This window comes from Streptomyces sp. NPDC002787 (assembly GCF_053592095.1).
Map to the genome: position 1 here is coordinate 193665 of NZ_JBSFVC010000016.1, position 26140 is coordinate 219804.

General features: G+C 69.7%; 22 protein-coding genes. 17 read left to right on the forward strand and 5 right to left on the reverse strand.

Annotated elements, in window-relative coordinates; translation table 11 throughout:
* The first annotated feature begins 138 nt into the window (after positions 1 to 138).
* The 6 genes from arc to prcA all read left to right on the forward strand — a co-directional run bounded on the left by arc (position 139) and on the right by prcA (position 6308).
* Positions 139 to 1905, forward strand: coding sequence for a proteasome ATPase (gene arc / locus ACWD26_RS23590; protein WP_451273088.1), 1767 nt, complete (start codon positions 139 to 141; stop codon positions 1903 to 1905).
* Between the two features lie 233 nt (positions 1906 to 2138).
* Positions 2139 to 3650: a depupylase/deamidase Dop gene (gene dop / locus ACWD26_RS23595; protein ID WP_451273089.1), complete on the forward strand. Its 1512-nt coding sequence runs from the start codon at positions 2139 to 2141 to the stop codon at positions 3648 to 3650.
* 188 nt (positions 3651 to 3838) lie between these two features.
* Positions 3839 to 4054, forward strand: a complete 216-nt coding sequence (locus ACWD26_RS23600; protein WP_123544333.1) for a ubiquitin-like protein Pup — start codon at positions 3839 to 3841, stop codon at positions 4052 to 4054.
* Between the two features lie 49 nt (positions 4055 to 4103).
* Positions 4104 to 4703 carry an endonuclease domain-containing protein gene (locus ACWD26_RS23605; protein WP_451273092.1) on the forward strand — a complete coding sequence of 200 codons (600 nt, stop codon included), beginning with the start codon at positions 4104 to 4106 and terminating at the stop codon, positions 4701 to 4703.
* A complete protein-coding gene (gene prcB / locus ACWD26_RS23610) occupies positions 4655 to 5500 on the forward strand; it encodes a proteasome subunit beta (protein ID WP_451273094.1) in 846 nt (281 codons plus the stop codon). Before ACWD26_RS23605 ends, prcB begins: the two co-directional genes overlap by 49 nt.
* Before the next feature lie 67 nt (positions 5501 to 5567).
* Positions 5568 to 6308: a proteasome subunit alpha gene (prcA, locus tag ACWD26_RS23615; RefSeq protein WP_451273096.1), complete on the forward strand. Its 741-nt coding sequence runs from the start codon at positions 5568 to 5570 to the stop codon at positions 6306 to 6308.
* Between the two features lie 140 nt (positions 6309 to 6448).
* On the opposite strand, the gene ACWD26_RS23620 is transcribed toward prcA, so the two are convergent.
* Positions 6449 to 7468: a LacI family DNA-binding transcriptional regulator gene (locus ACWD26_RS23620; RefSeq protein ID WP_451273098.1), complete on the reverse strand. Its 1020-nt coding sequence runs from the start codon at positions 7466 to 7468 to the stop codon at positions 6449 to 6451.
* A 107-nt stretch (positions 7469 to 7575) separates the two neighbouring features.
* Between ACWD26_RS23620 and ACWD26_RS23625 the strand changes: the two genes are divergently transcribed.
* The 11 genes from ACWD26_RS23625 (at position 7576) to ACWD26_RS23675 (ending at position 19068) form a co-directional block, all read left to right on the forward strand.
* Positions 7576 to 8835 (forward strand): MFS transporter, encoded by a 1260-nt coding sequence (locus ACWD26_RS23625; RefSeq protein WP_451273099.1) that lies wholly within the window; start codon positions 7576 to 7578, stop codon positions 8833 to 8835.
* A 9-nt stretch (positions 8836 to 8844) separates the two neighbouring features.
* A complete protein-coding gene (gene pafA / locus ACWD26_RS23630; RefSeq protein WP_451273101.1) occupies positions 8845 to 10206 on the forward strand; it encodes a Pup--protein ligase in 1362 nt (453 codons plus the stop codon).
* A gap of 131 nt (positions 10207 to 10337) precedes the next feature.
* On the forward strand, positions 10338 to 11330 hold the full coding sequence (locus ACWD26_RS23635) for an FKBP-type peptidyl-prolyl cis-trans isomerase (protein ID WP_451273103.1): 993 nt from the start codon (positions 10338 to 10340) through the stop codon (positions 11328 to 11330).
* Between the two features lie 62 nt (positions 11331 to 11392).
* Positions 11393 to 11764 carry an FKBP-type peptidyl-prolyl cis-trans isomerase gene (locus ACWD26_RS23640; RefSeq protein WP_319067263.1) on the forward strand — a complete coding sequence of 124 codons (372 nt, stop codon included), beginning with the start codon at positions 11393 to 11395 and terminating at the stop codon, positions 11762 to 11764.
* 150 nt (positions 11765 to 11914) lie between these two features.
* Positions 11915 to 12868 (forward strand): helix-turn-helix transcriptional regulator, encoded by a 954-nt coding sequence (locus ACWD26_RS23645; protein WP_451273105.1) that lies wholly within the window; start codon positions 11915 to 11917, stop codon positions 12866 to 12868.
* 15 nt (positions 12869 to 12883) lie between these two features.
* Complete coding sequence (locus tag ACWD26_RS23650; protein ID WP_451273107.1) at positions 12884 to 13951, forward strand: helix-turn-helix transcriptional regulator; 1068 nt, start codon at positions 12884 to 12886, stop codon at positions 13949 to 13951.
* Between the two features lie 53 nt (positions 13952 to 14004).
* Entirely contained in the window at positions 14005 to 14265 is a 261-nt protein-coding gene (locus tag ACWD26_RS23655) for a hypothetical protein (RefSeq protein ID WP_451273188.1), read from the forward strand.
* Between the two features lie 10 nt (positions 14266 to 14275).
* Positions 14276 to 14470, forward strand: a complete 195-nt coding sequence (locus ACWD26_RS23660; protein WP_451273109.1) for a hypothetical protein — start codon at positions 14276 to 14278, stop codon at positions 14468 to 14470.
* A gap of 258 nt (positions 14471 to 14728) precedes the next feature.
* A complete protein-coding gene (tatA, locus tag ACWD26_RS23665; protein ID WP_451273111.1) occupies positions 14729 to 15016 on the forward strand; it encodes a Sec-independent protein translocase subunit TatA in 288 nt (95 codons plus the stop codon).
* A gap of 50 nt (positions 15017 to 15066) precedes the next feature.
* On the forward strand, positions 15067 to 16026 hold the full coding sequence (gene tatC, locus ACWD26_RS23670) for a twin-arginine translocase subunit TatC (RefSeq protein WP_451273113.1): 960 nt from the start codon (positions 15067 to 15069) through the stop codon (positions 16024 to 16026).
* Between the two features lie 192 nt (positions 16027 to 16218).
* Complete coding sequence (locus tag ACWD26_RS23675; RefSeq protein ID WP_451273115.1) at positions 16219 to 19068, forward strand: DEAD/DEAH box helicase; 2850 nt, start codon at positions 16219 to 16221, stop codon at positions 19066 to 19068.
* A gap of 121 nt (positions 19069 to 19189) precedes the next feature.
* On the opposite strand, the gene atzF is transcribed toward ACWD26_RS23675, so the two are convergent.
* The 4 genes from atzF to ACWD26_RS23695 form a co-directional block, all read right to left on the reverse strand.
* Positions 19190 to 20860: an allophanate hydrolase gene (gene atzF / locus ACWD26_RS23680; protein ID WP_451273117.1), complete on the reverse strand. Its 1671-nt coding sequence runs from the start codon at positions 20858 to 20860 to the stop codon at positions 19190 to 19192.
* Between the two features lie 240 nt (positions 20861 to 21100).
* On the reverse strand, positions 21101 to 24625 hold the full coding sequence (locus ACWD26_RS23685; RefSeq protein WP_451273119.1) for a 5-oxoprolinase/urea amidolyase family protein: 3525 nt from the start codon (positions 24623 to 24625) through the stop codon (positions 21101 to 21103).
* Positions 24622 to 25221, reverse strand: a complete 600-nt coding sequence (locus ACWD26_RS23690) for an urea amidolyase associated protein UAAP2 (protein ID WP_451273121.1) — start codon at positions 25219 to 25221, stop codon at positions 24622 to 24624. The genes ACWD26_RS23685 and ACWD26_RS23690 overlap by 4 nt, the downstream gene beginning before the upstream one ends.
* Entirely contained in the window at positions 25218 to 26042 is an 825-nt protein-coding gene (locus ACWD26_RS23695) for an urea amidolyase associated protein UAAP1 (RefSeq protein WP_451273123.1), read from the reverse strand. The genes ACWD26_RS23690 and ACWD26_RS23695 overlap by 4 nt, the downstream gene beginning before the upstream one ends.
* Between the last annotated feature and the right edge of the window lie 98 nt (positions 26043 to 26140).

The following is a 26140-nucleotide window of genomic DNA, read 5'->3' on the forward strand; positions in this document are numbered from 1 at the left end:
TATTCCCCTGGCGTGAGGGAGAGCGCAAGGGTGAAGATCGGACACACCCCGACCGTCTTTGTGATCTAGGGGTTTCAATCGACACCCACCCAGGTAGGGTCTGGAAGCGTCCAGCTCCCCTTGGAGGAGGTGAGGACCGTGGCAGCCCACGACGACGACATGAACCGCGGCATCCGCCCGGGACGAGGGTCCGACGACCCCGCCGGGCAGATTGCCTACCTTGAGCAGGAGATCGCCGTCCTGCGACGCAAGCTCGCCGACTCTCCGCGACACACGAGGATTCTCGAAGAGCGGATCGTCGAGCTGCAGACCAATCTGGCCGGCGTGTCCGCACAGAACGAGCGGCTCGCCAACACGCTCCGTGAGGCCCGCGACCAGATCGTGGCCCTCAAGGAAGAAGTCGACCGGCTCGCACAGCCGCCGGCCGGCTTCGGTGTCTTCCTCACGGCGAACGAGGACGGCACGGCCGACATCTTCACCGGAGGCCGAAAGCTCCGGGTGAACGTCAGCCCGAGCGTCGACCTGGAAGAGCTCCGGCGCGGCCAGGAAGTGATGCTCAACGAAGCTCTCAACGTGGTCGAGGCCATGGAATTCGAGAGCGTCGGCGACATCGTCACCCTCAAGGAGATCCTCGAGGACGGCGAGCGCGCACTCGTGCAGGGGCACACCGACGAGGAACGGGTGGTACGGCTCGCCGAGCCGCTGCTGGACATCACCATCCGCCCCGGCGACGCCCTCCTGCTCGAACCCCGCTCCGGCTACGTCTACGAGGTCGTGCCCAAGAGCGAGGTCGAGGAACTCGTCCTCGAAGAGGTCCCCGACATCGGGTACGAGCAGATCGGTGGCCTCGGCAACCAGATCGAGATGATCCGCGACGCGGTCGAGCTCCCCTACCTCTACCCCGACCTGTTCAAGGAGCACGAACTGCGCCCGCCCAAGGGCGTCCTCCTCTACGGACCCCCCGGATGCGGCAAGACGCTCATCGCCAAGGCCGTGGCCAACTCACTGGCCAAGAAGGTCGCAGAAGTGACCGGCCAGGCCCAGGGCAAGAGCTTCTTCCTCAACATCAAGGGCCCCGAGCTCCTCAACAAGTACGTCGGCGAGACCGAGCGACAGATCCGCCTCGTCTTCCAGCGTGCGAGGGAGAAGGCCAGCGAGGGCACCCCCGTCATCGTCTTCTTCGACGAGATGGAATCCCTCTTCCGCACCCGCGGCTCCGGTGTCAGCTCGGACGTGGAGAACACCATCGTCCCCCAGCTGCTCGCCGAGATCGACGGCGTGGAAGGCCTGCAGAACGTCGTGGTCATCGGCGCCTCCAACCGCGAGGACATGATCGACCCCGCCATCCTGCGCCCCGGCCGCCTCGACGTGAAGATCAAGATCGAACGTCCGGACGCCGAAGCGGCCAAGGACATCTTCCAGAAGTACCTCACCGAGCGCCTCCCGCTCCACGCGGACGACCTCGGCGAACACGGCGGCTCCAAGGCCACCACCGTCCAGAGCATGATCCAGACGGCAGTGGAACACATGTACGCCGAATCCGAGGAGAACCGCTTCCTGGAAGTCACCTACGCCAACGGCGACAAGGAAGTCCTCTACTTCAAGGACTTCAACTCCGGCGCCATGATCGAGAACATCGTCGGCCGCGCCAAGAAAATGGCGATCAAGGACTTCCTCGACAAGAACCAGAAGGGCCTCCGCGTCTCCCACCTCCTCCAGGCCTGCGTGGACGAGTTCAAGGAGAACGAGGACCTGCCCAACACCACCAACCCGGACGACTGGGCCCGAATCTCCGGAAAGAAGGGCGAACGGATCGTCTACATCCGTACCCTGATCACCGGAAAGCAGGGCGCCGACACCGGACGCTCCATCGACACGGTGGCGAACACCGGACAGTACCTGTAAAACACAGGGCGGCTGCGGGTGCCCTCAGTGGGTACCCGCAGCCGACTGTTTTCCAGGTAAAGCCGGAGCAAGGCAATGACGCAAATGATCTCCCCACCAGCGCAGAGCCGTTCTAGGCTCTTTCGTACCGCCACGTCGCGCAGTGCGGGGACGGGCACCGCACACGCACCGGAGCGCCAGCGGTACTTGAGCAGCGTCCCCGACCGAGGACGCCGCCGGGCAAGGAGGGCCGCATGACCGTACGGCGAGTAATGGGCATCGAGACGGAGTACGGGATCTCCGTCCCCGGCCACCCCAATGCCAATGCCATGCTCACCTCGTCCCAGATCGTCAACGCCTACGCCGCGGCGATGCACCGGGCCCGCCGGGCCCGCTGGGACTTCGAGGAGGAGAATCCGCTGCGGGACGCGCGAGGCTTCGACCTCGCCCGCGAAGCCGCCGACTCCAGCCAGCTCACCGACGAGGACATCGGCCTCGCCAATGTCATCCTCACCAACGGCGCGCGGCTCTACGTCGACCACGCACACCCCGAATACAGCGCCCCAGAGGTCACCAACCCCATGGACGCCGTCCTGTGGGACAAGGCCGGCGAACGGATCATGGCCGAAGCCGCCGAACGCGCCGCCCAGCTCCCCGGCGCCCAGCCGATCCACCTCTACAAGAACAACACCGACAACAAGGGCGCCTCCTACGGCACGCACGAGAACTACCTGATGAAGCGGGAAACCGCTTTCTCGGACATCGTGCGCCACCTCACCCCCTTCTTCGTCTCCCGCCAGGTCTTCGCCGGCGCCGGCCGCGTCGGCATCGGCCAGGACGGCCACGAACACGGCTTCCAGCTCAGCCAGCGCGCCGACTACTTCGAGGTCGAGGTCGGCCTGGAGACCACACTCAAGCGCCCCATCATCAACACCCGCGACGAACCCCACGCGGACGCGGAGAAATACCGCCGCCTCCACGTGATCATCGGCGACGCCAACCTGTCCGAGATCTCGACCTACCTGAAACTGGGCACGACGGCGCTGGTGCTGTCGATGATCGAAGACGGCTTCATCGCCGTCGACCTGGCCGTCGACCAGCCCGTACGCACCCTCCACCAGGTCTCCCACGACCCGTCCCTGCAACGCCTCGTCACCCTCCGCAGCGGCCGCACCCTGACCGCCGTGCAACTCCAGATGGAGTACTACGAGCTGTCGCGCAAGTACGTGGAGGAGCGCTTCGGGGCCGACGCCGACGAACAGACCAAGGACGTCCTGAGCAGGTGGGAGGACACCCTCAACCGCCTGGAGAACGACCCGATGAGTCTGTCCGGGGAACTGGACTGGGTCGCCAAGCGGGAGCTCATGGAGGGCTACCGGCGCCGCGACAGCCTCGACTGGGACGCCGCCCGGCTCCACCTCGTCGACCTCCAGTACGCCGACGTGCGCCCCGAGAAGGGCCTCTACAACCGTCTCGCGGCCCGCGGCAAGATGAAGCGGCTCCTGGACGAGGCCGACGTCGACCGGGCCCGTACGAAGCCCCCGGAGGACACCCGGGCGTACTTCCGCGGGCGCTGCCTGGAGCAGTACGCCGACGACGTCGCCGCGGCCTCCTGGGACTCGGTGATCTTCGATCTCCCGGGCCGGGATTCGCTCCAGCGCGTCCCAACCCTCGAACCGCTTCGCGGAACGCGAAATCACGTCAAGGAGCTCCTGGACCGCTGCCGCACGGCGGAAGACCTGGTCAGGGTGCTGTCCGGCAACTGAACCGGGCCTCAATCGTGATCAGCGGGGCAGGGTGGAAACACCGCCGTCCGGGAATCATCGAGGTGGTCCCCGGACGTTGTGGAAACAACGGGGCCAATGTCAGACCCGGCTTGTAGGGTCTGATCATCACCGATCGGCAGGAATGCCGACCTGTCGACCATGTCGGGCAACAGAGCGGGGTGAGGGTTATGGCGACCAAGGACACCGGCGGCGGCCAGCAGAAGGCCACCCGTTCCACTGAAGAGGTCGAGGAGGCGCCGGAGGCGCAGGCTTCGGAGGACCTCAAGGAACGCCAGGAGAAGCTGAGCGACGACGTGGACTCGGTTCTCGACGAAATTGATGATGTACTCGAGGAAAATGCCGAGGATTTCGTGCGCTCCTTCGTGCAAAAGGGTGGCGAGTAAAGGCTGAGGGCTGCTCTAGCCTTCGAATTGAAGATTCGGGTTGCGGGGGATGGAAAAGGTCGAGAAGCGGTGCAGCGGCTGCAGGCGAGTGCTGCCTGTCACCGCTTTCGCCAAGGACAAGAACCGTAGCGACGGCCTTCAGGTGAGGTGTCGGGAGTGCGTGGCCGAGTACAGCGCCGCGCATTACCGGCGTCGCAGGCAGGCCATGGGGAAGCCCGTGCGGGAGAGGGTGGACGTCCCTCCCGGGCACATACTCTGCCGGACATGCGGCGACATCAAGCCGCACAGCGAGTGGCATCGCAACGCAACCGCGTCCGACGGCCTGTCGACGCGTTGCAAGGCGTGCCGGGCTGTCCAGAGCAGGCAGGACCATCTGAAGCGCGAGTACGGCATCACGGAAGCCGAACGCGACGAGCTGATCGCCTCCCAAGGAGGCGTCTGCTGCATATGTTTGGCGGCCTTGCCGGTGCATGTGGATCACTGCCACGAGACGGGTAGGGTCCGAGGCGTACTGTGCTTCAGCTGCAACGCGGCGCTGGGGCAGTTCAAGGATCGGCCCGACGTCATAAGGCGGGCTGCGACATACGTGGAAGGAAACGCGTGGAAGCCAACACTCGTAGCACCGGGCGTCTACCAGCTGCCTTCCTGACGCCTGGGTCGTCGTCCTTCATGGACTTCCTGTCGGAGCACCAGCCGGAGCTGCTGCCCGGCAAGCGGCAGCTGCCGCCGACCCAGGGCGTGATCGAGGCCCCGCACGGCACGACGATCGTGGCCGTGACGTTCCCCGGCGGTGTGGTGCTCGCCGGTGACCGCCGGGCCACGATGGGGAACATGATCGCGCAGCGGGACATCGAGAAGGTGTTCCCGGCCGACGAGTACTCGGCTGTCGGGATCGCCGGCACGGCCGGTCTGGCCGTGGAGATGGTGAAGCTGTTCCAGCTGGAGCTGGAGCACTTCGAGAAGGTCGAAGGGGCTCAGCTCTCCCTCGAGGGCAAGGCCAACCGTCTGTCGACCATGATCCGTTCCAACCTGGGCATGGCCATGCAGGGTCTGGCCGTCGTCCCGCTCTTCGCCGGTTACGACGTGGACCGCGAGAAGGGCCGCATCTTCTCGTACGACGTGACGGGTGGCCGTTCCGAGGAGAGTGGCTACGCGGCCACCGGCTCCGGTTCGATCTTCGCGCGCGGTGCCATGAAGAAGCTCTTCCGTGCCGACCTCTCCGAGGACGAGGCCACGACCCTCGTGATCCAGGCCCTCTATGACGCGGCAGACGACGACTCGGCGACCGGTGGTCCCGATGTCGCCCGCCGGATCTACCCCATCGTCACCGTGATCACCGAGGACGGCTTCCGCCGGCTCACCGACGAGGAGTCGTCCGAGATCGCCCGCTCGATCCTGGAGCGGCGTCTGGAGCAGCCCGACGGCCCGCGCGCCGCTCTGCTCTAGCCGGTCCGGTCGACGGCCCTCTTATCAAGGTGATCCAGTGACTTCGACAGAAAGGGACGGATAACCGGTGTCGACGCCGTTCTATGTCTCACCCCAGCAGGCCATGGCCGACCGGGCGGAGTACGCCCGCAAGGGCATCGCCCGTGGCCGCAGCCTGGTCGTGCTGCAGTATGCCGACGGCATCGTGTTCGTCGGTGAGAACCCGTCCCGTGCGCTGCACAAGTTCAGCGAGATCTACGACCGGATCGGTTTCGCGGCCGCCGGTAAGTACAACGAGTACGAGAATCTGCGGATCGGTGGTGTGCGGTACGCCGACCTGCGTGGTTACACCTATGACCGTGATGACGTGACCGCCCGTGGTCTCGCCAATGTCTATGCCCAGACCCTGGGCACGATCTTCTCCTCGTCGGCTGAGAAGCCGTACGAGGTGGAGCTGGTCGTGGCCGAGGTGGGGGAGGCCCCTGAGGGGGATCAGATCTACCGGCTGCCGCACGACGGTTCGATCGTCGACGAGCACGGCTCGGTCGCGGTCGGCGGTAACGCCGAGCAGATCAGCAGCTATCTGGACCAGCGTCACGAGGACGGCATGTCCCTGGCGGAGGCCCTGAAGCTCGCCGTCCAGGCGCTGTCCCGTGACACCAACGGCACTCAGCGGGAGATCCCCGCCGAGCGCCTCGAGGTCGCTGTTCTCGATCGCACCCGTCCGCAGCAGCGCAAGTTCAAGCGCATCGTCGGCCGCCAGCTCGCCCGGCTCCTGGAGACCGACGGCGCCGCCACCGAGGCCGAAAGCTCCGAGGAAGAGGAGTAGGGCCGGCTTCCGCGACCCCGCCCGTAGTGCGCCCCGGCCGACACAGGCCGGGGCGCGCGGCGTGGAGCGGCGGTAGCGCGCCCCGCACGGCGTGGGAACGGTGCGACAGTCCCGTCCGGCCGGGAGGTGGGTGGCCCTCCTCAGGCCCTCGGTGGTGCCGTGGACTCGCGAACCACCAGCTCCACAGGAATATCCCCCTCCGCCGGCGTGCGCCCCTCCAGGACGGCCAGCAGGGCCTCCATCCCCCGCTCGCCGAACAGCTCCGCGTCCAGCCGTACGGTCGTCAGCTCGGGGTCGAGTGCCGTGGCGAGGGCGAGGTCGTCCAGCCCTGTCACCGAGACGTCCTCCGGTACCCGTAGGCCCGACCGCCGTGCGGCCTTGTAGACCCCGGCCGCGAGTTTGTCGTCGTCGCACACCACCGCGGTGGGCCGTCCTCCGGCGTCGGTCCCCGCCAGTGCCGCCTCGGCCGCGGCCAGTGCTCCTTCGATGGAGATCGGCGCGGCGGCCGTACGCAGGGACGTGCCCGGTACCGAGCCCACCCGTGCCGCCAGTTCGCGCGCGCGGATGTCGAAGGTCCAGGAGGGGATGTCGGCGGCGAGGTGCAGGAAGTGGCGGTGTCCCAGAGTGAGCAGGTGCTCGGCGACCTGCCGGACTCCGTCGCGGATGTCGAGGTTGACGGTCGCCGCCCCGAGGCTGCCTTCGGGGTCGCTGTCCAGCATGACCAGGGGGAGTTGGTCGCCTCTGATGGCGCTGAGCGCGTCCGCGGCCATCGATGAGGCGATCACGCCGTCGAGCGCGGCCTGGGCGGAGGCGAAGGGGTCGCGGGCGGGGCCGACGCCCTCGGGGGAGGGGTAGAGGACCACGCCGAAGCCGTGGCGGGCGGCGACGCGGGCGGCGCCCGTGTAGACGCCGGCGAAGAACTCGGTCGTGAGGGCGGGGACCACCAGGAGCACGGTTCGGGTGCGGCCGAGGCGCAGGTTGCGGGCGGCGAGGTTGGGCCGGTAGCCCAGTTCCCGTGCGGCTTGGCGTACGCGTTCGGCGGTGGTTTCCGAGACGCGGCCGCGCCATTTGTCGCCGAGGACCAGGGAGACGGCGGCCTGTGAGACGCCGGCGGCCTGGGCGACGTCACGGCTCGTGGGCCGTGTACTACCTCGTGCCACCGTCGGTCTGCTCCTTCGTCTGGACTGGCGGTCTGGGCACATGGTACGTATGACGGAGGACGTTATACGTAACACTTCCCTTGCCGAAAGCCGTCGAGAGGCAGGACATGGCCGCCGGATACCTCGAGATACTCAGGACGCGGCACGCCGCCCGACTGCTCGCCGGGACACTGGTGGGCCGGTTGCCGAACGCCACCGCCGCGATCGCGATCGTGCTCTTCGTCCGTGCGGAGGGCGGGACCTACAGCCTCGCGGGTGGCCTGGCGGCCGTGTACGGCTTGGCCAACGCGGTCGGACAGCCCTTGCTGGGGCGGCTCGTGGATCTTCGTGGGCAGCCGCGCGTGCAGTTGCCGGCGGCGGTCGTCTCGGCCCTCGCCATGATCGTCTTCGCCCTGTCGGGGCTGGATCCGCTGCCGGTGGCGTATCTCGCCATGGCCGTCGCAGGGCTGTTCACGCCACCCCTGGAGGGCGGGCTGCGGGCCCTGTGGTCCTCGGTCCTGCGCAGGGAGGAGCAGGTGCACACGGCGTACGCGATGGACGCGGTGGCCCAGGAGATCATGTTCACCGTGGGGCCGCTGCTGGTGACCCTGTGTGTGTCGCTGTGGTCGGCGTCGGCCGCGCTCGTCGTGCTCAGTGTCATCGGGGTGCTGGGCGCCCTCTGGGTGGTCGTCTCGCCGCCGTCGCGGGCCTGGCGCTCCGCTCCGCGCGAGGCCCACTGGCTGGGCGCGTTGCGCTCGCCCGGGATGTTGGCGCTGCTGGGGGCGTTCCTCTTCGTGGGTGTCGCGCTGGGTTCGATCACCGTCGCCGCCGTCTCGTACGCGGACGGCCATGGTGGGGACGCCGTCTACGGGTGGCTGATGGCGGGTGTCGGGCTGGGGGCGCTTGTGGGCGGCACGGTCTACGGGGCGCGGCGGTGGACCGGGGCGCCGGAGCGTCGTCTGCAGGTGCTGGTGGCGCTGCTGGCGGTCTGCTACGTGCCGCTGACGCTGATGCCGGGTCCGGTGGGGATGACGGGGCTCACGACGCTCGCGGGTGTGTTCCTGGCGCCTGCCATCGCGTGTGTGTTCGTCCTCGTGGACAAGCACGCGCCGCGTGGCACGGTGACCGAGGCGTTCTCGTGGATCGTGACGACGTTCACGGTGGGCCAATCGCTGGGGACGGCCGCCGCCGGCCCTGTCGTCGAGTGGGGCGGCGCGCTCTGGGGCTTCGTCGTGCCGGGTGCCGCGGGAGCCGTGTCGTTGCTGGTTCTGCTGGCGACGGGGCGGGTTCTCGCTGTTCCTTCCGAGGGTGCGGTGGTTGCGGTCTCATCGGAAAATGATCCAAACCGTGCTGCCGAACCCCGTTTCAGCTCGGTGGATCGGGCGTAATGTTCAGTCATGGACCGCCGCATTTTCGGGCTGGAGAACGAGTACGGCGTCACGTGCACGTTCAGGGGACAGCGCCGTCTGTCTCCTGACGAGGTGGCGCGGTACCTCTTCCGCCGTGTCGTGTCATGGGGCCGCAGCAGCAATGTGTTTCTGCGGAACGGGGCCCGCCTCTATCTCGACGTGGGCTCACATCCGGAATACGCGACACCCGAATGTGACAACGTGACCGAACTGGTCACTCACGACAAGGCCGGCGAGCGCATTCTCGAGGGACTGCTGGTCGACGCCGAACGCCGCCTGCACGAGGAGGGAATCGCGGGCGACGTCTACCTCTTCAAGAACAACACGGACTCGGCGGGCAACTCGTACGGTTGCCATGAGAACTATCTGGTGGCGCGGCACGGGGAGTTCTCCCGGCTCGCGGACATCCTGATTCCGTTCCTGGTCACCCGGCAGCTGCTGTGCGGCGCGGGCAAGGTGCTGCAGACTCCGCGTGGTGCGGTGTACTGCGTGAGCCAGCGCGCGGAGCACATCTGGGAGGGCGTCAGCTCGGCGACGACCCGTTCCCGGCCGATCATCAACACGCGTGACGAGCCGCACGCGGACGCCGAGCGGTACCGCCGTCTCCACGTCATCGTGGGCGACTCGAACATGTCCGAGACGACCATGCTGCTGAAGGTCGGTGCCACCGACCTGGTGCTGCGCATGATCGAGGCGGGCACGGTCATGCGTGATCTCACTCTGGAGAACCCGATCCGGGCGATCCGTGAGGTCAGCCATGACATCACCGGCCGTCGCAAGGTGCGGCTGGCCAGTGGCCGTGAGGCCTCCGCGCTGGAGGTGCAGCGCGAGTACTTCGAGAAGGCCGTGGACTTCGTGGAGCGCCGCGGCATCCGTACGGGGACGGTCGAGCAGGTCCTGGAGCTGTGGGGCCGCACGCTGGACGCGATCGAGGCCGAGGACCTCGACCGGATCGGTACCGAGATCGACTGGGTGATGAAGTACAAGCTCATCGAGCGGTACCGCGCCAAGCACAACATGACCATGTCGCATCCGCGGGTCGCGCAGATAGACCTCGCGTATCACGACATTCACCGCCGTCGTGGTCTCTACTACCTCCTGGAGAGGAAAGGTCAGGCCGCCCGTATCTGCAATGACTTGAAGATCTTCGAGGGGAAGTCGGTTCCGCCGCAGACCACTCGGGCCCGGCTGCGTGGGGACTTCATCCGGCGTGCGCAGGAACAGCGCCGGGATTTCACGGTCGACTGGGTGCATCTCAAGCTCAACGACCAGGCGCAACGCACGGTGTTGTGCAAGGACCCGTTCCGTTCGGTGGACGACCGGGTGGAGAAGTTGATCGCGGGAATGTGAGCGGATGAGTTCCGGGCCGGATTGCCGGAACGCAACGCGGGGCGCCGTACGTTTGCCGTACGGCGCCCTTCTCACGCCGTAGAGTTGCGCGCACGCCATCCGACAAGATCGACCGATACGAGGCCTTCACCGTGCGCCGACGCTCACTCCTCATCGCTGTCCCCGCTGGACTGGTCACGCTCGCCGCCTGTGGTGACGGCGAGTCCGACTCGGCCAAGGCCAGCAGCAGCCCGTCCGCGTCGGCGAGCGCGGCGAAGCCGCCGAAGATCGTGGACGGTCCGTTGCCGGCCATCACGGGCGGTGTGAAGTTCGACGAGAAGCCGACGGTGGCCAAGGGCAGTGGTGACCCGTCGAAGGATCTGGCGGTGAAGACGGTGATCGCGGGCAGCGGGAAGACGGTCGCCGAGGGTGACTACATCCAGGCGAACTATCTGGGGCAGATCTGGGCCACGGGCAAGGTCTTCGACAACTCCTACGACCGCAAGACGCCGCTGGTCATCCAGCTCAGCCCGCAGGGCATCATCGACGGGTGGCGGTATGCGCTGACCGGCAAGAAGGCCGGCAGCCGTGTCCAGATGGCGGTGCCGCCGACCTGGGGCTACGGCACGGGGGGCAACCAGCAGGCGGGTATCAAGGGCACCGACACGCTGGTCTTCGTCGTCGACGTCCAGAACACCTTCAACGGCAAGAGCTCCGCCAAGGGCACGAAGGTCGCGCAGGACAATGTGGACCTGCCGAAGGTGGGGACCAACACCGACGGCAAGGCGCCCTCCATCGAGGTGCCGAAGGTGGACCCGCCGACGAAGCTGGTGGCGAACTACATCCTGGAGGGCGACGGCCCCGAGGTCGGTGCGGACGACAGCCTTCTGGTGCAGTACAAGGGCGTCATCTGGGACACCGGCAAGGAGTTCGACTCCTCCTACAGCCGCGAGGCGTTGAGCTCGTTCGGGTTGAAGCAGGTCGTCAAGGGCTGGTCGCAGGGCATGACGGGCAAGAAGGTGGGCAGTCGCCTCCTCATCGTCATCCCGCCGGAGCTGGGTTACGGGGACACGCCGCCGAGCGGCAGCGACATCAAGAAGGACTCCGTGATGGTGTTCACCGTGGACATCCTCGCAAAGATGTAAACCTCAGGGATGCGAGACTGTCCCGCGTTGTCTTGTTCGTACACAAGCAGGAGCCTGAAGACGTGAGCATTGAGAAGCCCGAGATCGACTTCCCCGAGGGCGAGCCGCCGGCGGACCTGGAGATCAAGGACATCTGGGAGGGCGACGGCGAGGTGGCCCAGGCGGGCCAGACCGTGACCGTGCACTACGTGGGTGTCTCCTTCTCCACCGGTGAGGAGTTCGACGCCAGCTGGAACCGCGGTGCGCCGTTCCGGTTCCCGCTCGGTGGCGGTCGTGTCATCAAGGGCTGGGACCAGGGTGTGCAGGGCATGAAGGTCGGTGGCCGTCGTCAGCTGACCATTCCGGCCCACCTCGCCTACGGCAACCAGAGCCCGACCCCGGCGATCAAGCCCGGCGAGACGCTGATCTTCGTGGTCGACCTCCTCGGGGTCTGATCTGTCGGATGCCGTGTCGGGGCCGATCGGGCCGCGACCGGTCACGACCGTCTGGGGTCCATGCCTGTTCGGGCATGGGCCCTCGGCTTTTGCCGCGACGCTTCGTAGCGGTACGGTCGTGCCGCAGAAGCACCCGGAGGAAGGGCGTCGATGGCCATTGCCAAGGCCGAGCGGTTGATGAACCTGGCGCTGTGTCTGCTGGGGACGCGCCGGCCGCTCAGCAAGCGTGAGCTGCGGGAGTCCATCGAGGCCTATCTGGAAGCCGGTTCCGACGACTCCTTCAACCGCATGTTCGAGCGCGACAAGGACGATCTGCGCGAACTGGGCCTGGTCATCGAGACGGTGGAGAACCTCGACGGCGAGGTCGGCTATCTGGCCCGCCGCGACAGCAACAGCCTCCCGCCCATCACCCTCGACGCCGAGGAGGCCGCGGCCCTCGGGCTCGCCGCGAAGGTGTGGCAGCAGGCCCGCCTCGCCGGTGCCGCGAGCGGCGCCCTGCAGAAGCTGCGCGCGGCCGGGCTGCCCGAGGACGTCGACCCCTACGAGGCCCATGGCGCACTGGAGCCGCGCATCCCGGTGCACGAGGCCGCCTTCGAACCGCTGATGCTGGCCTGCCGCGACCGCCGCCCGGTCGTGTTCGAGTACCGCAAGGCCACCGCCGCCCGTCCCGAGCCCCGCCATGTCGAGCCGTGGGCGCTGGAGTGCTGGCGCGGTCACTGGTACCTCGCGGGCTTCGACCGGGACCGGGGCGCCGAGCGGGTCTTCCGGCTCTCCCGGATCACCGGCAAGGTGCGCAGCCGGGGCAGCGCCTTCACCGCGCCCGTCCCGGACGTCGTCACCGTGCGGGAGACGGTCGCGAGCTGGGCGGGGGAGACCGCCGACCGCTCCGCGCTGATCCGGCTGCGCACGGGCGCCGGCTACCCGCTGCGGTCGAAGGCCTCCGCCGTACGGGAACTCGGGGACGGCTGGGACGAGTTGGAGATTCCGTACGGGCATGGTCTGGATGCCTGGCTGGTCGAGTTCGGGCCCGACGTGGTGGTCCTGGAGCCCGCCGAGCTGCGGGCCGATGTGGTGGACCGGCTGCGTGCCGTGGCCAAGGGCTGAGGGGGACGTAAGAACGTGGTGGGAAAGCCGGCGCGGCCGGGGAACGCCATCGACCAGACCCGGCGGATGCTCTCCCTGGTGACGTATCTGCGGGAGCGGCCCGGCGCGCGGATCGAGGACGTGGCCCGCGCCTTCGGGATCACCGAGGACGAGCTGGTGTCGGACCTCGATGTGCTGCCCATGTGCGGGACCAGCTTCCGCGGCGGTGATCTGCTCGACATCGACACCGACGGCGAGCGCATCTGGTGGCACAACCCGGCCGCGCTCGGCGCGGAGGCCGCCGAGCCGCTCAGGCTGGCGGCCGACGAGGCCACCGCCCTGCTGGTGGCCGCCCGCGCGGTGGCCACGCTGCCCGGGCTGCGCGAGAGCGACCGGCAGGCCCTGCTGCGGGCCACCGCCAAGGTCGAGACCGCGGCCGGGGAGGCGGCGGGCGCCAGCTCGCGTCTGTCGGTCACCTTCGAGGCCGAGGGCGGGGTCTTCGCGGACGTCGACCGGGCCATCTCGGAGCGGCGGCGGCTGTGGATCCGCTACTACTCGCCCGCCCGTGACGAGGTCACCGAGCGCGAGATCGACCCGATTCGCCTGGTCAGCGTCGGGCACACCTATGTCGAGGCTTGGTGCCGCCGCTCCGAGGCGCGGCGTACGTTCCGGCTGGACCGGGTCGCCGAGATCAAGATCCTGGACGAGCCGTCCGCGCCGCCCGAGATCGAGCTGCGGGACCTGTCGGAGGCGCTGGTGCAGCCGGCCGCCGAGGACCCCGAGGTCGTCGTCGAGGTCGGCCCCGGCGGGCGCTGGGTGGCCGAGTACTACCCGCACGACAGCGCCGAGGAGCTGCCGGACGGTGGGCTGCGCATCAGTCTGCGCACCCCCGACCCCGCCTCGCTGCGGCGTCTCGCGCTGCGGCTCGGGCGCGACGGGCGGATCGTCTCCCCGCAGGACCTCGCCGACAGCGCCCGCCGGGCCGCCCGCGAGGCACTGGCGGCCTACGACGAGGTCGCACCGGCGTCCGACGGGCCCGGCCCGCTCGGTGCGCCTCACGGAGTTCAGGAGCGGCGGTACGACAGGCAGGAGCGAGGGCTGTGAGCGGCGGGTCCGTTGTGTCTGGTGTGAAGTCCGGTGTGCAGGAGATCCAGGAGATGACCGTGGCGGTCGCCTTCGCGGGCATGAAGAGGGCGGTCGACGTGGTGTTCAGAGCCGGCTGCCCCGACTGCCGGGCCAACTTCGAGCTGGGCGCGAGCGCGCTGCGGCTCGCCATCGGCGCCACCAGCAAGACGACCTTCTACTCCTTCACCTGCCCCGAGTGCGGCATTTCCGTTCGCAAGCCGGCCGGGGAGCGGATCGTCGAGCTGCTCACCGGGGGCGGGGTGCGGACCCTGCGGCTGCATTCGGCGGGCTAGGGTCGTCGCCATGTTCTGGCCGATGTTCGCGGTAGCTATGGGTTTTGTGGGGCTCGTCGTGCTCGGGGTGCTCGCCGTGCGGGTCTTCGTGGAGGCTCAGCGGCTGGGCGCGCAGGTCACGGAGTCGGCACGGCGGATCAACCGGGCGGCGGAGGATCTGGAGCGGGCGACGGCGAGCGCGGCCCGCTCCGTGGACACTCTGTGAGTTCCGGCCGAGGCTCCTGTGAGTTGATGGCCCGGTGCGTTTTGCGCCACTTCGCCCTGTCACCTTCTCACCTTCGGCAGGTACGCTGCCTGTCGCGGCACGGAGAACGAGGCCCGGGTCGCGAATCGGGAGTACGCACAGGCATTGCCTAGCGTTCACCCCTGAGCGTTACGATCGCTGCCAGTACGATCGTTCGGACACCTGTCCGACTGGTCGGACAGCCCCCACCCGCCGCCTCGGTGAAGAAGGTAGACAGCTATGGGTAGGCTCGGCCCCACCGAGATCATTCTGATCCTCGTCGTCATCATCCTGCTGTTCGGTGCGAAGAAGCTTCCGGACATGGCGCGCTCGCTCGGCAAGTCCGCCCGCATCCTCAAGAGCGAGGCCAAGGCCATGAAGTCGGACGGCCAGGACGACACGACCGCGGCGGCCGCGCCTCCGCACCCCGGCAGTGAGGCCCCGGCGCAGCGCACCATCCAGGCCGCCCCCGGCGATGTGACCAGCTCCCGCCCGGTCACCGAGCCGACGGACACGACCAAGCGCTGACGCAAGGCCGGACAAGAGCTCCGGCCTGCCGCACGAGATGGGAACGTGGGTTGCTCAAGTCTGCCCGCAACAAGGAGAAGGATCCCGAGGGGCGGATGCCCCTCGTGGAGCACCTTCGCGAGCTCCGCAACCGGCTGGGCAAAGCACTCCTGGCGATCGTCCTGGCCTCGGTGGTGGGCCTGGTCTTCTACCAGGAGATCATCAACTTCCTCACCCGGCCCGTCCAGGAGTCCGTCGGCTGCACGCGGGACTTCACGGAGCTCGCCAAGGAGAGCACGGGAGCCTGCGGCAACATCACCATGTCGGGTCTGATGGGCCCGTTCACGCTGATGATCAAGGTGTCCCTGACGGCCGGTGTGGTTCTCGCCAGCCCCGTCTGGCTCTACCAGCTCTGGGCCTTCATCGCGCCCGGCCTGCACCGGCACGAGAAGCGCTACTCGATGGCCTTCGTCGCGGCCGGCTTCCCGCTGTTCATGGTGGGCGCCTACTTCTCGTACCACGTGCTGCCCGCGGCTGCCGAGGTCCTGCTCGACTTCACCCCTGACAACGCCGTCAACCTGCTGCCCCTGGACGAGCTGCTGGACCTCGTGACCCGCATGGTCATCGTCTTCGGGCTCTCCTTCGAGCTGCCGCTCGTGCTCGTCATGATGAACATGACCGGCATGGTCACCGGACGCCGGATGCTGGGCTGGTGGCGGGCCATGATCATGGGTGTCACCGTCTTCGCCGCGTTCGCCACCCCGACCGTCGACCCGGTCTCGATGCTCTCGCTGGCCACGCCGATCATCCTGCTGTACTTCCTGGCCACCGGGTTCTCCCTGCTGAACGACAAGCGGCGCCGGCAGCGCGATGCGCTGGGTCCCGCCGACGACGAGGCCTCCGAGCTGGATCTCACCCCCGAGGACGTCGGCGAGGTCGAGACGGTCTCCGCGAGCCGGGCCCTGCCGTCGCCGTCGCCGTCGCCGGAGACCGAACGCGACCGGATCAACGGCTACGACGACGTGACCTGACCCGAGGACGACACCTCGCAGCCCGCCACACGGCCGGGGCGCCCACACCGCGCGCACCCGGCCGTTCGCGCGTCCGGCGCGAAATCGCTCCCGCCACCTCGCGCGCCGCCGTGTGCGCCGGACCACGACCGTCCCCACACGCACGGCCCTGAACTGCGGTGATCCTGTGCCGCCCAGACACCGATCCGGATAATGATCGTCCTGTTGTCAGTGCGGGCCGGTAGTCTCGAAAGCACGATGACAGAGGACCTCTCACCGGCCGAGCGGTACGCGGCAGCCCGCAAGCGCGCTGCCGAGCAGGCCACCGCACTCGCCTCCTTCCGCGAGATGTACGACTTCGGTCTCGACCCCTTCCAGATCGAGGCCTGCCAGGCGCTGGAGGCGGGCAAGGGCGTCCTGGTGGCCGCCCCCACCGGCTCGGGCAAGACGATCGTCGGCGAGTTCGCCGTCCACCTCGCCCTCCGACAGGGCAAGAAGTGCTTCTACACGACACCCATCAAGGCCCTGTCGAACCAGAAGTACGCCGACCTGTGCCGCCGTTACGGCTCCGACAAGGTCGGCCTGCTCACCGGCGACAACAGCGTCAACTCCGACGCCCCCGTGGTCGTGATGACCACCGAGGTGCTGCGGAACATGCTGTACGCGGGCTCCCAGACCCTCCTCGGCCTCGGCCATGTCGTCATGGACGAGGTGCACTACCTCTCCGACCGCTTCCGCGGCGCCGTCTGGGAAGAAGTGATCATCCATCTCCCCGAGTCGGTCACCCTCGTCTCCCTCTCGGCCACCGTGTCGAACGCGGAGGAGTTCGGCGACTGGCTGGACACCGTGCGCGGCGACACCCAGGTGATCGTCTCCGAGCACCGGCCCGTGCCGCTGTTCCAGCACGTGCTCGCCGGGCGGCGGATGTACGACCTCTTCGAGGAGGGCGAGGGCAACAAGAAGGCCGTCAACCCCGACCTCACGCGCATGGCGCGCATGGAGGCCAGCCGTCCCTCCTTCCAGGACCGCAGACGCGGCCGCGCCATGCGCGAGGCCGACCGTGAGCGCGACCGCCGGCAGCGGTCGAGGATCTGGATCCCGAGCCGCCCCGAAGTCATCGAACGGCTCGACTCCGAAGGCCTGTTGCCCGCCATCACCTTCATCTTCAGCCGCGCCGCCTGCGAGGCCGCCGTCCAGCAGTGCCTGTACGCGGGGCTCCGGCTGAACGACGACGACGCCCGCCTCAGGGTGCGCGCCCTGGTCGAGGAGCGCACGGCGTCGATCCCGCACGAGGACCTCCACGTCCTCGGCTACTACGAGTGGCTGGAAGGCCTGGAGCGCGGTATCGCGGCCCACCACGCGGGCATGCTGCCGACGTTCAAGGAAGTCGTCGAGGAACTCTTCGTACGCGGCCTCGTCAAGGCCGTGTTCGCCACCGAGACCCTCGCGCTCGGCATCAACATGCCCGCCCGCTCGGTGGTGTTGGAGAAGCTCGTCAAGTGGAACGGCGAGCAGCACGCCGACATCACCCCCGGCGAGTACACCCAGTTGACCGGTCGCGCGGGCCGGCGCGGCATCGACGTCGAGGGCCACGCCGTCGTGCTCTGGCAGCGCGGCATGAACCCCGACCATCTGGCCGGACTCGCGGGCACCCGTACGTATCCACTGCGCTCCAGCTTCAAGCCGTCGTACAACATGGCGGTCAACCTGGTCGAGCAGTTCGGGCGGCACCGGTCCCGTGAGCTGCTGGAGACATCGTTCGCGCAGTTCCAGGCCGACAAGTCGGTCGTCGGGATCTCCCGGCAGGTGCAGCGCAACGAGGAGGGCCTGGAGGGCTACAAGGAGTCCATGACCTGCCACCTCGGGGACTTCGAGGAGTACGCGCGCCTCAGGCGGGAGCTGAAGGACCGCGAGACCGAGCTGGCGAAGCAGGGCGCGGCCCAGCGGCGCGCCGAGGCGGCCGTCGCGCTGGAGAAGCTGAAGCCCGGCGATGTCATCCATGTGCCGACGGGCAAGTACGCGGGCCTGGCGCTGGTGCTGGACCCCGGGCTGCCCGCCGGGCGGTCCAACGGCCACCGGGGGTTCGAGCAGCACGACGGGCCGCGTCCGCTGGTGCTGACCGCCGAGCGGCAGGTCAAGCGACTGGCGTCGATGGACTTCCCGGTACCGGTGGAGGCACTGGACCGGATGCGGATTCCCAAGTCCTTCAATCCGCGGTCGCCGCAGTCACGGCGGGATCTGGCGTCGGCGCTGCGCACCAAGGCCGGGCATCTCGTGCCCGACCGGCACCGCAAGCGGCGGGCCGCGGCCGCGGACGACCGTGAGATCGCCCGGCTGCGCGCCGAGCTGCGGGCGCACCCGTGTCATGGCTGCGACGCGCGTGAGGATCATGCGCGTTGGGCCGAGCGGTACTACCGGCTCAAGCGGGACACCGCGCAGTTGGAGCGGCGTATCGAGGGCCGGACGAACACGATCGCGCGGACCTTCGACCGGATCGTGGCGCTGCTGACCGAACTGGACTATCTCCGGGGCGACGAGGTCACCGAGCACGGGAAGCGGCTCGCGCGGCTCTACGGCGAGCTGGATCTGCTGGCGAGTGAGTGTCTGCGGGCCGGGGTCTGGGAGGGGCTGGGGCCCGCCGAGCTCGCCGCGTGTGTGTCCGCGCTGGTGTACGAGGCCCGGGTCGGCGACGACGCGATGGCGCCGAAGCTGCCGTCCGGGAACGCGAAGGCCGCGCTGGGGGAGATGGTGCGGATCTGGGGGCGGCTGGACGCGTTGGAGGAGGAGTTTCGGATCACGCAGAGCGAGGGGGTCGGGCAGCGGGAGCCCGACCTCGGCTTCGCCTGGGCCGCGTACATGTGGGCGTCCGGGTCGGGGCTGGACGAGGTGCTTCGGGAGGCGGAGATGCCGGCCGGGGACTTCGTGCGGTGGTGCAAGCAGGTGATTGACGTGCTGGGGCAGATCTCTGCCGCGGCGCCCTCCGGGTCGAGCGTGGGGAAGAGTGCGCGTAAGGCGGTTGACGGGTTGTTGAGGGGGGTTGTGGCTTACTCGTCGGTGGGGTGAGTTCGCCTGGGGGGTGTGGAGGTTCGTCGGCGGGTGCGGGTGTGTGGGGGCTGGTCGCGCAGTTCCCCGCGCCCCTGAGGGCAGGCTGCCCGCGTCCCTTGGTGGAGGCGCGGGCTGTTGCTCAGCGGGCCAGATAGTTTCTCCAGCCGCCGTGCTCCGTGATGTCGGGGGCGTCCTGTAGGGCGGCGGGCTCGCAGAGGAAGCCGGGGGCTCGGGTGCCGTCGGACAGTTCGATGGTGCCCAGGGTCATGGGCCGGGGGAGCGTGGTCAGGAGGCGGCCCAGGCCCTCCGCCGGGAGGCGCCAGATCTCCGTCTCGATGGGGGCGCCGCCTTCGCCGACATGGACCAGGCCCGGCTTGGGCGGGGTCGTGCGGAGGGCGTGGAGGCGGTAGACCGGGGCCGTGGTGGTCGTCTGCTCCAGACGGGCGCCCAGGGACAGGAGTTGGGGGTTCAGGGGCTGGCCCGAGAGGTGGGCGCCCACGACCGCCAGGCGTGCGTCCGGCTGGAGGAGCGTGGCGAGGCGGGCCAGGCGGTCGTCCGTGAAGGCCGGGCCGATCAGCATGACGCCGAACGGGAGGCCGTTCACCTCACCCGCGGGAACGGCGACCGCCGCCAGGTCGAAGAGGTTGGTGGAGTTGGTGAAGCGGCCCAGGCGGGCGTTGGCGCCCAGCGGGTCGGCGGCGACCTCGGCGAGGGTGGGGTGGCCCGGCGCGGTCGGCAGCAACAGGGCGTCCGCGTCGGCCAGTTCGGTGAGGGCCCGCTTGCGGAGGGCGGCCAGACGGTCCTGGTCGGCGAAGAGCTGGTGGGCCGGGATGTCCCGGGCTCGGGTGATGATGCCGGCGACCGTGGGGTCCAGGGAACCGACGCCGTCCGCGATCGCCTTGTCGACGAAGCTCCCCACGGCTGTGTAGCGCTCGGCCACGAACGCGCCCTGGTAGAGCATCGCCGCCGCCTCGGTGAAGGGGGTCAGGTCGAGGGGGCGTACGTCCGCGCCGGCGGCCGTCAGACGGGTCACCGCAGCCTCGTACGCCTCCGCCCAGCCCTCGTCCAGCTCGCCCACCTGTTCGCGCGGAGGGACCGCTACGCGCCACGGGCCCGGGGTGCGCCGGGGGAGTGACGGGAGGGTGCGGTCGGGTGGGGAGGCCATGTGGGCGAGGGCCAGTTCGGCCTCCGGGAGGGTGCGGGCGAACACCGTCACACAGTCGATCGAGGCGCAGGCCGGGACCACACCGGTGGTGGGGACCAGGCCCCGGGTGGGCTTCAGGCCGACGATGCCGTTGAAGGCGGCGGGGACCCTGCCGGAGCCGGCGGTGTCGGTGCCGAGGGCGAAGTCGACGATGCCGAGCGCCACCGCCACGGCCGAGCCGGAGCTTGAGCCGCCGCTGATGCGGGAGGGGTCGTGGGCGTTGCGGACGGCGCCGTGCGGGGAGCGGGTGCCGACCAGGCCCGTGGCGAACTGGTCGAGGTTGGTGGTGCCGAGGACGAGGGCGCCGGCCTCGCGCAGACGGGCGACCACGGGGGCGTCGGCGTCCGGTGTGTACGCGTAGGCCGGGCATCCGGCGGTCGTGGGGAGGCCGTGGACGTCGATGTTGCCCTTGGCGGCGAAGAGGCGGCCGGCGAGGGGGAGCCGGGCGCCGGTGGTGAGGCGGGCGTCGATGGCTTGGGCCTCGGCCTCGACGTCGGCCTGGGGGCGTAGGTCGATCCAGATCTCGGGGCGGTTCACGGCCTCGATGCGGGCGTAGGCCATGCGGACTCTGGTGAGCGTGGGGGTGGGGGTGGGGGACGGGGGCATCTGTGCTCCTGGGTGGGGTGTTGTGGTCGGGTGCGGGGCCGGTGGGGGTGCGCGTGGGTTTTCGCCCCCGCCGCCCCTACCCGTCCCATCCCCCAGGGGCTGTGCCCCTTCGACCCCCTTGCGCCTGAGAGCTCGGGGGTGTGGGCTCGTCGGCGGGTGCGGGTGCGGGTGCGGGTGGGTCGTGGTTGCTCGCGCAGTTCCTCGCGCCCCTGAAGGTCGCTCGCGCAGTTTCCCGCGCCCCTAGGGGCTTACCGGAGTCAGGATGATCAGGGGGGTGCCCGCGTCCACCTGGTTGCCCGGGGTGGTCAGGATCTGGTGGATGACACCGTCCGCGGGGGCGTGGACTCGGGACTCCATCTTCATGGCTTCCAGGGACAGGAGGGGCTGGCCGGTGGTCACCCGGTCGCCCGGCTGGACGTTCAGTTGCCAGACCGACGCGGTGAACTCGGCCTCGATCAGATGGCCGCCCTCGGGGACGTGGACCTCGGTCGGGGGAGCCGGTGCGGCTGTCGTCGTCTCCGTCCTCGTGAACTCGCCTGCGGCCTCCCACGCGGCCCTCTCCGTCGCGAAGGCGGCCTGCTGCCGGGTTCTGAACTCGGCGACGGAGTCGGCGTGTTCCTCGAGGAACCTCTCGTACTCGGCCAGGGAGAAGGTGCCGTGCTCCACCCGGGGTACGAAGCGGCCCGAGACGATGTCCGCGCGGAGGGTCAGCAGTTCGTCGGCGTCCACCGGGTACCACTTGACGCGGTCGAAGAAGCGGAGCAGCCAGGGCGAGCCGGGTTCGAAGGCGCCGCGTTGCTGCCAGGGGGACCAGACCTGGGTGGTGCGGCCGACGAACTGGTAGCCGCCGGGGCCCTCCATGCCGTAGACGCAGAGATACGCACCGCCGATGCCGACCGAGTTCTCGGCGGTCCAGGTGCGGGCGGGGTTGTACTTCGTCGTGACCAGGCGGTGGCGGGGGTCCAGCGGGGTCGCGACCGGGGCGCCCAGGTAGACGTCGCCCAGGCCCAGGACCAGGTACTCGGCGGCGAAGACCGTGTCGTACACGTCGGTCACCGAGGCCAGACCGTTGACGCGGCGGATGAACTCGATGTTCCAGGGGCACCAGGGGGCGTCGTCGCGGACGCCCGCCATGTAGCGGGCGATGGCCTCGCGGGTGGCCGGGTCGTCCCAGGAGAGCGGGAGGTGGATCGTGCGGGAGGGGACGACGAGTTCGTCCGCCGGGGGGAGGGCCGACACGATCCGCCGTACCTCCGCGAGGAGTTCGGGCTGTGGCAGGGCCGTCGGGTCCGTCTGGATCTGGAGGGAGCGGATGCCGGGGGTGAGGTCGGTGACGCCGTCGAAGCTCGCTTCGGCCACCGCCTCCATGAGGGCGTGCACCCGCATACGCAGGGCCAGGTCGAGCTGCATCGGGCCGAACTCGATCAGGAGGTTGTCGTCGCCGCTGCGGCGGTAGGTCACATCGCCGTCGCGGGCCAGGACCCCGCCGTCGACGATCGCGGGGCGGGGTGAGCCGTCGTCGGCCACGGGCAGGAAGCGGACCGTGTCGCCGGGGCGCAGCTGGCCGAGCTTCCAGCGCTCCGCCGAGAGCACCGTGGCCGGGCAGACGAAGCCGCCCAGGGAAGGGCCGTCCGGGCCGAGGAGGACCGGCATGTCGCCCGTGTAGTCGACCGCGCCGACCGAGTACGGGGTGTCGTGGATGTTGGAGGGGTGCAGGCCCGCCTCGCCGCCGTCGGTGCGGGACCAGCGGGGCTTGGGGCCGATGAGGCGTACGCCGGTGCGGGCCGAATTGAAGTGGACCTTCCAGTCGGCCCCGTAGAACTCGTGGATGTCCTCCTCGGTGAAGAACTCCGGTGCCGCGTGCGGGCCTTCGAGGGCGGCCACCCGCCAGGCAGAGGTGAACCGCGGTCGCGCCTCCGGCGGGACGGGGCGGCCTTCCGTGACCGTACCGCCGTGCAGGACGTCGCCGGTGCGCAGGGCCCGGCCGCCGTGGCCGCCGAAGCGGCCCAGGGTGAAGGTGGCCGCGCTGCCCAGGAACGAGGGGACGTCCAGGCCGCCGCCCGCGAACAGGACGTAGGTGCGCAGTCCGTGTTCCGTGGGCGCGCCGACGGCCAGTACGGCCCCCGCGGGCACGGTCACCGGCTCCCACTGCGCGACCGGGGCGCCGTCCACGGTCACCGGGGCCGGGGCGCCCGTCACACAGACCGTGGTGGCGTGGGTGAAGCGGAGGGAGGGGCCCTGGAGGGTGCATTCGAGGCCGGGAGCGCCTTCGGGGTTGCCGACAGCCCGGTTGCCGAGGCGGAAGGACAGGTCGTCCATGGGGCCGCAGGGCGGGACGCCGACCTGCCAGTGGCCGGTGCGGCCCGGCCAGTCCTGCACGGTCGTGAGGGTGCCGCCCGCGACGACCTCGACCCGGGGCGTCGGGTCGGTCACGGTCGCCAGGGTGGCCGTGGAGTGGGTGGCCTGCCGGAAGGCCGGGTCGTCGAGGGCCGCCCGGACCAGGCCCAGGTTCGTCTCGATGCCGTCGACCCGGGTCCGCGCCAGCGCCTCGTCGAGCCGGCGCAGCGCGTGGGCGCGGTCGGGGCCGTACGCGACCACCTTGGCGAGCAGCGGGTCGTACGACGTGGTGACCTCGGTGCCGGTCTCGACCCAGGCGTCCACCCGAACGCCCCGCGGGAACTCGACCCGGGTCAACAGGCCCGCGCTGGGCCGGTGTTCACGGGAGGGGTCCTCGGCGTAGACACGGGCCTCGACGGCGTGGCCGCGCGGTTGTCCCGGGGCTTGGACGACGGCCAGGTCGCCGCGTGCCAGGCGCAGCATCCAGGCGACGAGGTCGACACCGTAGATCTCCTCGGTGACGGGGTGTTCCACCTGGAGGCGGGTGTTGACCTCCAGGAAATACGCCTCCTCGCGTGCGGCGTCGTAGACGAACTCGACGGTTCCGGCGGAGCGGTACTCGACGCTCGCGCACAGGTCGCGGGCGGCGGCGGCCAGTCGCTCGCGTACGTGGTCGGGGAGGCCGGGGGCCGGGGCCTCCTCGACGACCTTCTGGTTGCGGCGCTGCAGGGAGCAGTCGCGGTCGCCGAAGGTGACGACGAGTCCGTCGCCGTCGCCGAAGACCTGGACCTCGACATGGCGGGCCCGCTCGACGAGACGTTCGAGGAAGAGACCTGACGAAGACGCCGCGGAGAAGGAGGCGGCGGCGACGCGCCGCACCCGCTCCCAGGCTTCGGTCAGTTCGTCGGCGGACCGGCATGCCGACATACCGATGCCGCCGCCACCGCCGGTGGCCTTGAGCATCACCGGGTAGCCGAGGGCGCGGGCGTGGTCGAGGGCGTCGTCGAGCGAGGGCAGCAGGCCGGTGCCGGGCAGGAGCGGCACGCCCGCGGCCTCGGCGGCCTCCCGTGCGGTGTGCTTCGCGCCGAACAGCTCCAGTTGCTCGGGGGTAGGGCCGACGAACACGATGTCCGCGTCCTCGCAGTGGCGGGCGAAGGCCGCGTCCTCGGAGAGGAAGCCGTAGCCGGGGTGGATGGCGCCCGCGCCCGTGTCCTTGGCGGCCTTCAGGACCAGGTCCGCGTCGAGGTACGACTGTCGCGCGGGCGCCGGGCCGAGCCGTACCGCCTCGTCGGCGAGCCGGACATGGGCGGCGGCGCGGTCGGCGTCGGAGTACACCGCGACCGTCCGCAGGCCCAGCTCGCGGGCGGTGCGGATGATCCGGACGGCGATCTCGCCCCGGTTGGCGACCAGCAGGGTGTCGAAGGTCATGTGCCGGCTCCGGTGATCGTCATCTCCACCGCCGTCGGGTCGAAGCCGTTGCAGGGGTTGTTGATCTGGGGGCAGTTGGAGACCAGCACGAGCACGTCGCGCTCGGCGCGCAGGGTCAGGGCGAGGCCGGGGGCGGAGATGCCGTCGACGATGCCGAGGGTGCCGTCCTTCTCGACGGGCACGTTCATGTACCAGTTGACGTTCGACACGAGGTCGCGCTTGCCGAGGCCGTGCCTGGCGCCCTCCGCGAGGAAGTTGTCCACGCAGGCGTGCTGCGACCAGGTGTGGTGCCCGTACCGCAGGGAGTTCGACTCCTTGGAGCAGGCCCCGCCGACCGTGTCGTGCCGGCCGACGTCGTCGGCGACCACGGTCATCAGCGGGGTGTGCTCGTTGGACATCAGCACACTGCCGGTGGTGAGGAAGATGCCGCCCTGCGCGTGGATCGTGTCGGGCGCGCTGTAGCGGACGGACGTGTCGTGGGCGTCGTACACGAGGAAGTCGACGGCCTGGTTGCCGTGCAGATCGGTGATGGTGAGGGTCTCACCGGCGGGTATCACGGACGACCAGGCGGCTCTGGCCGGAACGACGGTCTTCATGCGATCCCCCTCGCGGCGAGGAACTCGGCGGTGTTCAGGAAGGCGCGACGGCCCTCGGGCGTGGCGTCCCAGAGGGGGTCGCCGGGCCGGGTCGGCCGGGCGCGCCAGGCGAGCACCTCCAGCGGGGTGCTGACGTAGTCGGGTCGCGGGTCGGCCGGGTGCGGCACGTTCGCGATCAGTACGGTCACGTCCTGTTCGGTGCGCAGGGTCACGCTGCCGCCGGGGCCGGTGGAGCCGGTGAAGTCGAGGGTGCCGTCCTCGCGTACCTCCACCCCCTGGAAGAAGGAGAGGGAGGGCGGCAGGTCCCGGGGTTCCAGGCCGTTCTTGGCGGCGGCCAGTTTGAACAGCTCGCGTCCGGCGGGGGAGGGCGACTGCGGGGTGCCGTCGCCGTACCGCTCGGTGTTGCGCACCAGCGTGGAGGTGCCGCACAGCGCGTCGTGCCGGCCGGAGGTGTCGGCGACCACCGAGGCGAGGACGCGGCCCTGGTCGGACAGGAGCAGGACGCCCTCGCCGAGGTAGGCGTTCCACTGGACCTTGACGGTGTCCGCGACGTTCAGCCGCTCCCAGGGGCGGTCGGCGTGGTGCAGGAGCAGATGGGCGCAGGCGTCGCCCCGCAGATCGGTCAGCTGGAGCTCGGTGCCCCGGGCCAGCACCTTGTGGGTGTAGTTCCCGCCCGCCACCGTCTCCGCCCACACCAGCCGCTCCGCCTCGCGGGGCGGCTCGGGCCAGGCGCTCGCGGGCACCACGGGCATGGCCTCGGCCTGGGCGCCCTCCTGTGCGCGGGCGTGGTCACGTGCTCCGTACGTCGTCGATGTCGCCATCGCGGGACCTCCGGGTGCGGCGTGTGTTTCTGTCGTGCGACAGAAATTAGGAGTGGGCCGGGTCGGCGTCATGTCCCTTGCGTTGCCGGGCAGTTACC

What these genes read in the sequence shown, in the direction of transcription:
- dop (WP_451273089.1), top strand. Translation starts at nt 2,139, where the DNA reads ATGACCGTACGGCGAGTAATGGGCATCGAGACGGAGTACGGGATCTCC.
- ACWD26_RS23600 (WP_123544333.1), top strand. Translation starts at nt 3,839, where the DNA reads ATGGCGACCAAGGACACCGGCGGCGGCCAGCAGAAGGCCACCCGTTCC.
- ACWD26_RS23605 (WP_451273092.1), top strand. Translation starts at nt 4,104, where the DNA reads ATGGAAAAGGTCGAGAAGCGGTGCAGCGGCTGCAGGCGAGTGCTGCCT.
- ACWD26_RS23625 (WP_451273099.1), top strand. Translation starts at nt 7,576, where the DNA reads ATGGCCGCCGGATACCTCGAGATACTCAGGACGCGGCACGCCGCCCGA.
- pafA (WP_451273101.1), top strand. Translation starts at nt 8,845, where the DNA reads ATGGACCGCCGCATTTTCGGGCTGGAGAACGAGTACGGCGTCACGTGC.
- ACWD26_RS23645 (WP_451273105.1), top strand. Translation starts at nt 11,915, where the DNA reads ATGGCCATTGCCAAGGCCGAGCGGTTGATGAACCTGGCGCTGTGTCTG.
- ACWD26_RS23655 (WP_451273188.1), top strand. Translation starts at nt 14,005, where the DNA reads ATGACCGTGGCGGTCGCCTTCGCGGGCATGAAGAGGGCGGTCGACGTG.
- ACWD26_RS23660 (WP_451273109.1), top strand. Translation starts at nt 14,276, where the DNA reads ATGTTCTGGCCGATGTTCGCGGTAGCTATGGGTTTTGTGGGGCTCGTC.
- tatA (WP_451273111.1), top strand. Translation starts at nt 14,729, where the DNA reads ATGGGTAGGCTCGGCCCCACCGAGATCATTCTGATCCTCGTCGTCATC.
- ACWD26_RS23675 (WP_451273115.1), top strand. Translation starts at nt 16,219, where the DNA reads ATGATCGTCCTGTTGTCAGTGCGGGCCGGTAGTCTCGAAAGCACGATG.
- atzF (WP_451273117.1), bottom strand. Translation starts at nt 20,860, where the DNA reads ATGCCCCCGTCCCCCACCCCCACCCCCACGCTCACCAGAGTCCGCATG.
- ACWD26_RS23685 (WP_451273119.1), bottom strand. Translation starts at nt 24,625, where the DNA reads ATGACCTTCGACACCCTGCTGGTCGCCAACCGGGGCGAGATCGCCGTC.
- ACWD26_RS23690 (WP_451273121.1), bottom strand. Translation starts at nt 25,221, where the DNA reads ATGAAGACCGTCGTTCCGGCCAGAGCCGCCTGGTCGTCCGTGATACCC.
- ACWD26_RS23695 (WP_451273123.1), bottom strand. Translation starts at nt 26,042, where the DNA reads ATGGCGACATCGACGACGTACGGAGCACGTGACCACGCCCGCGCACAG.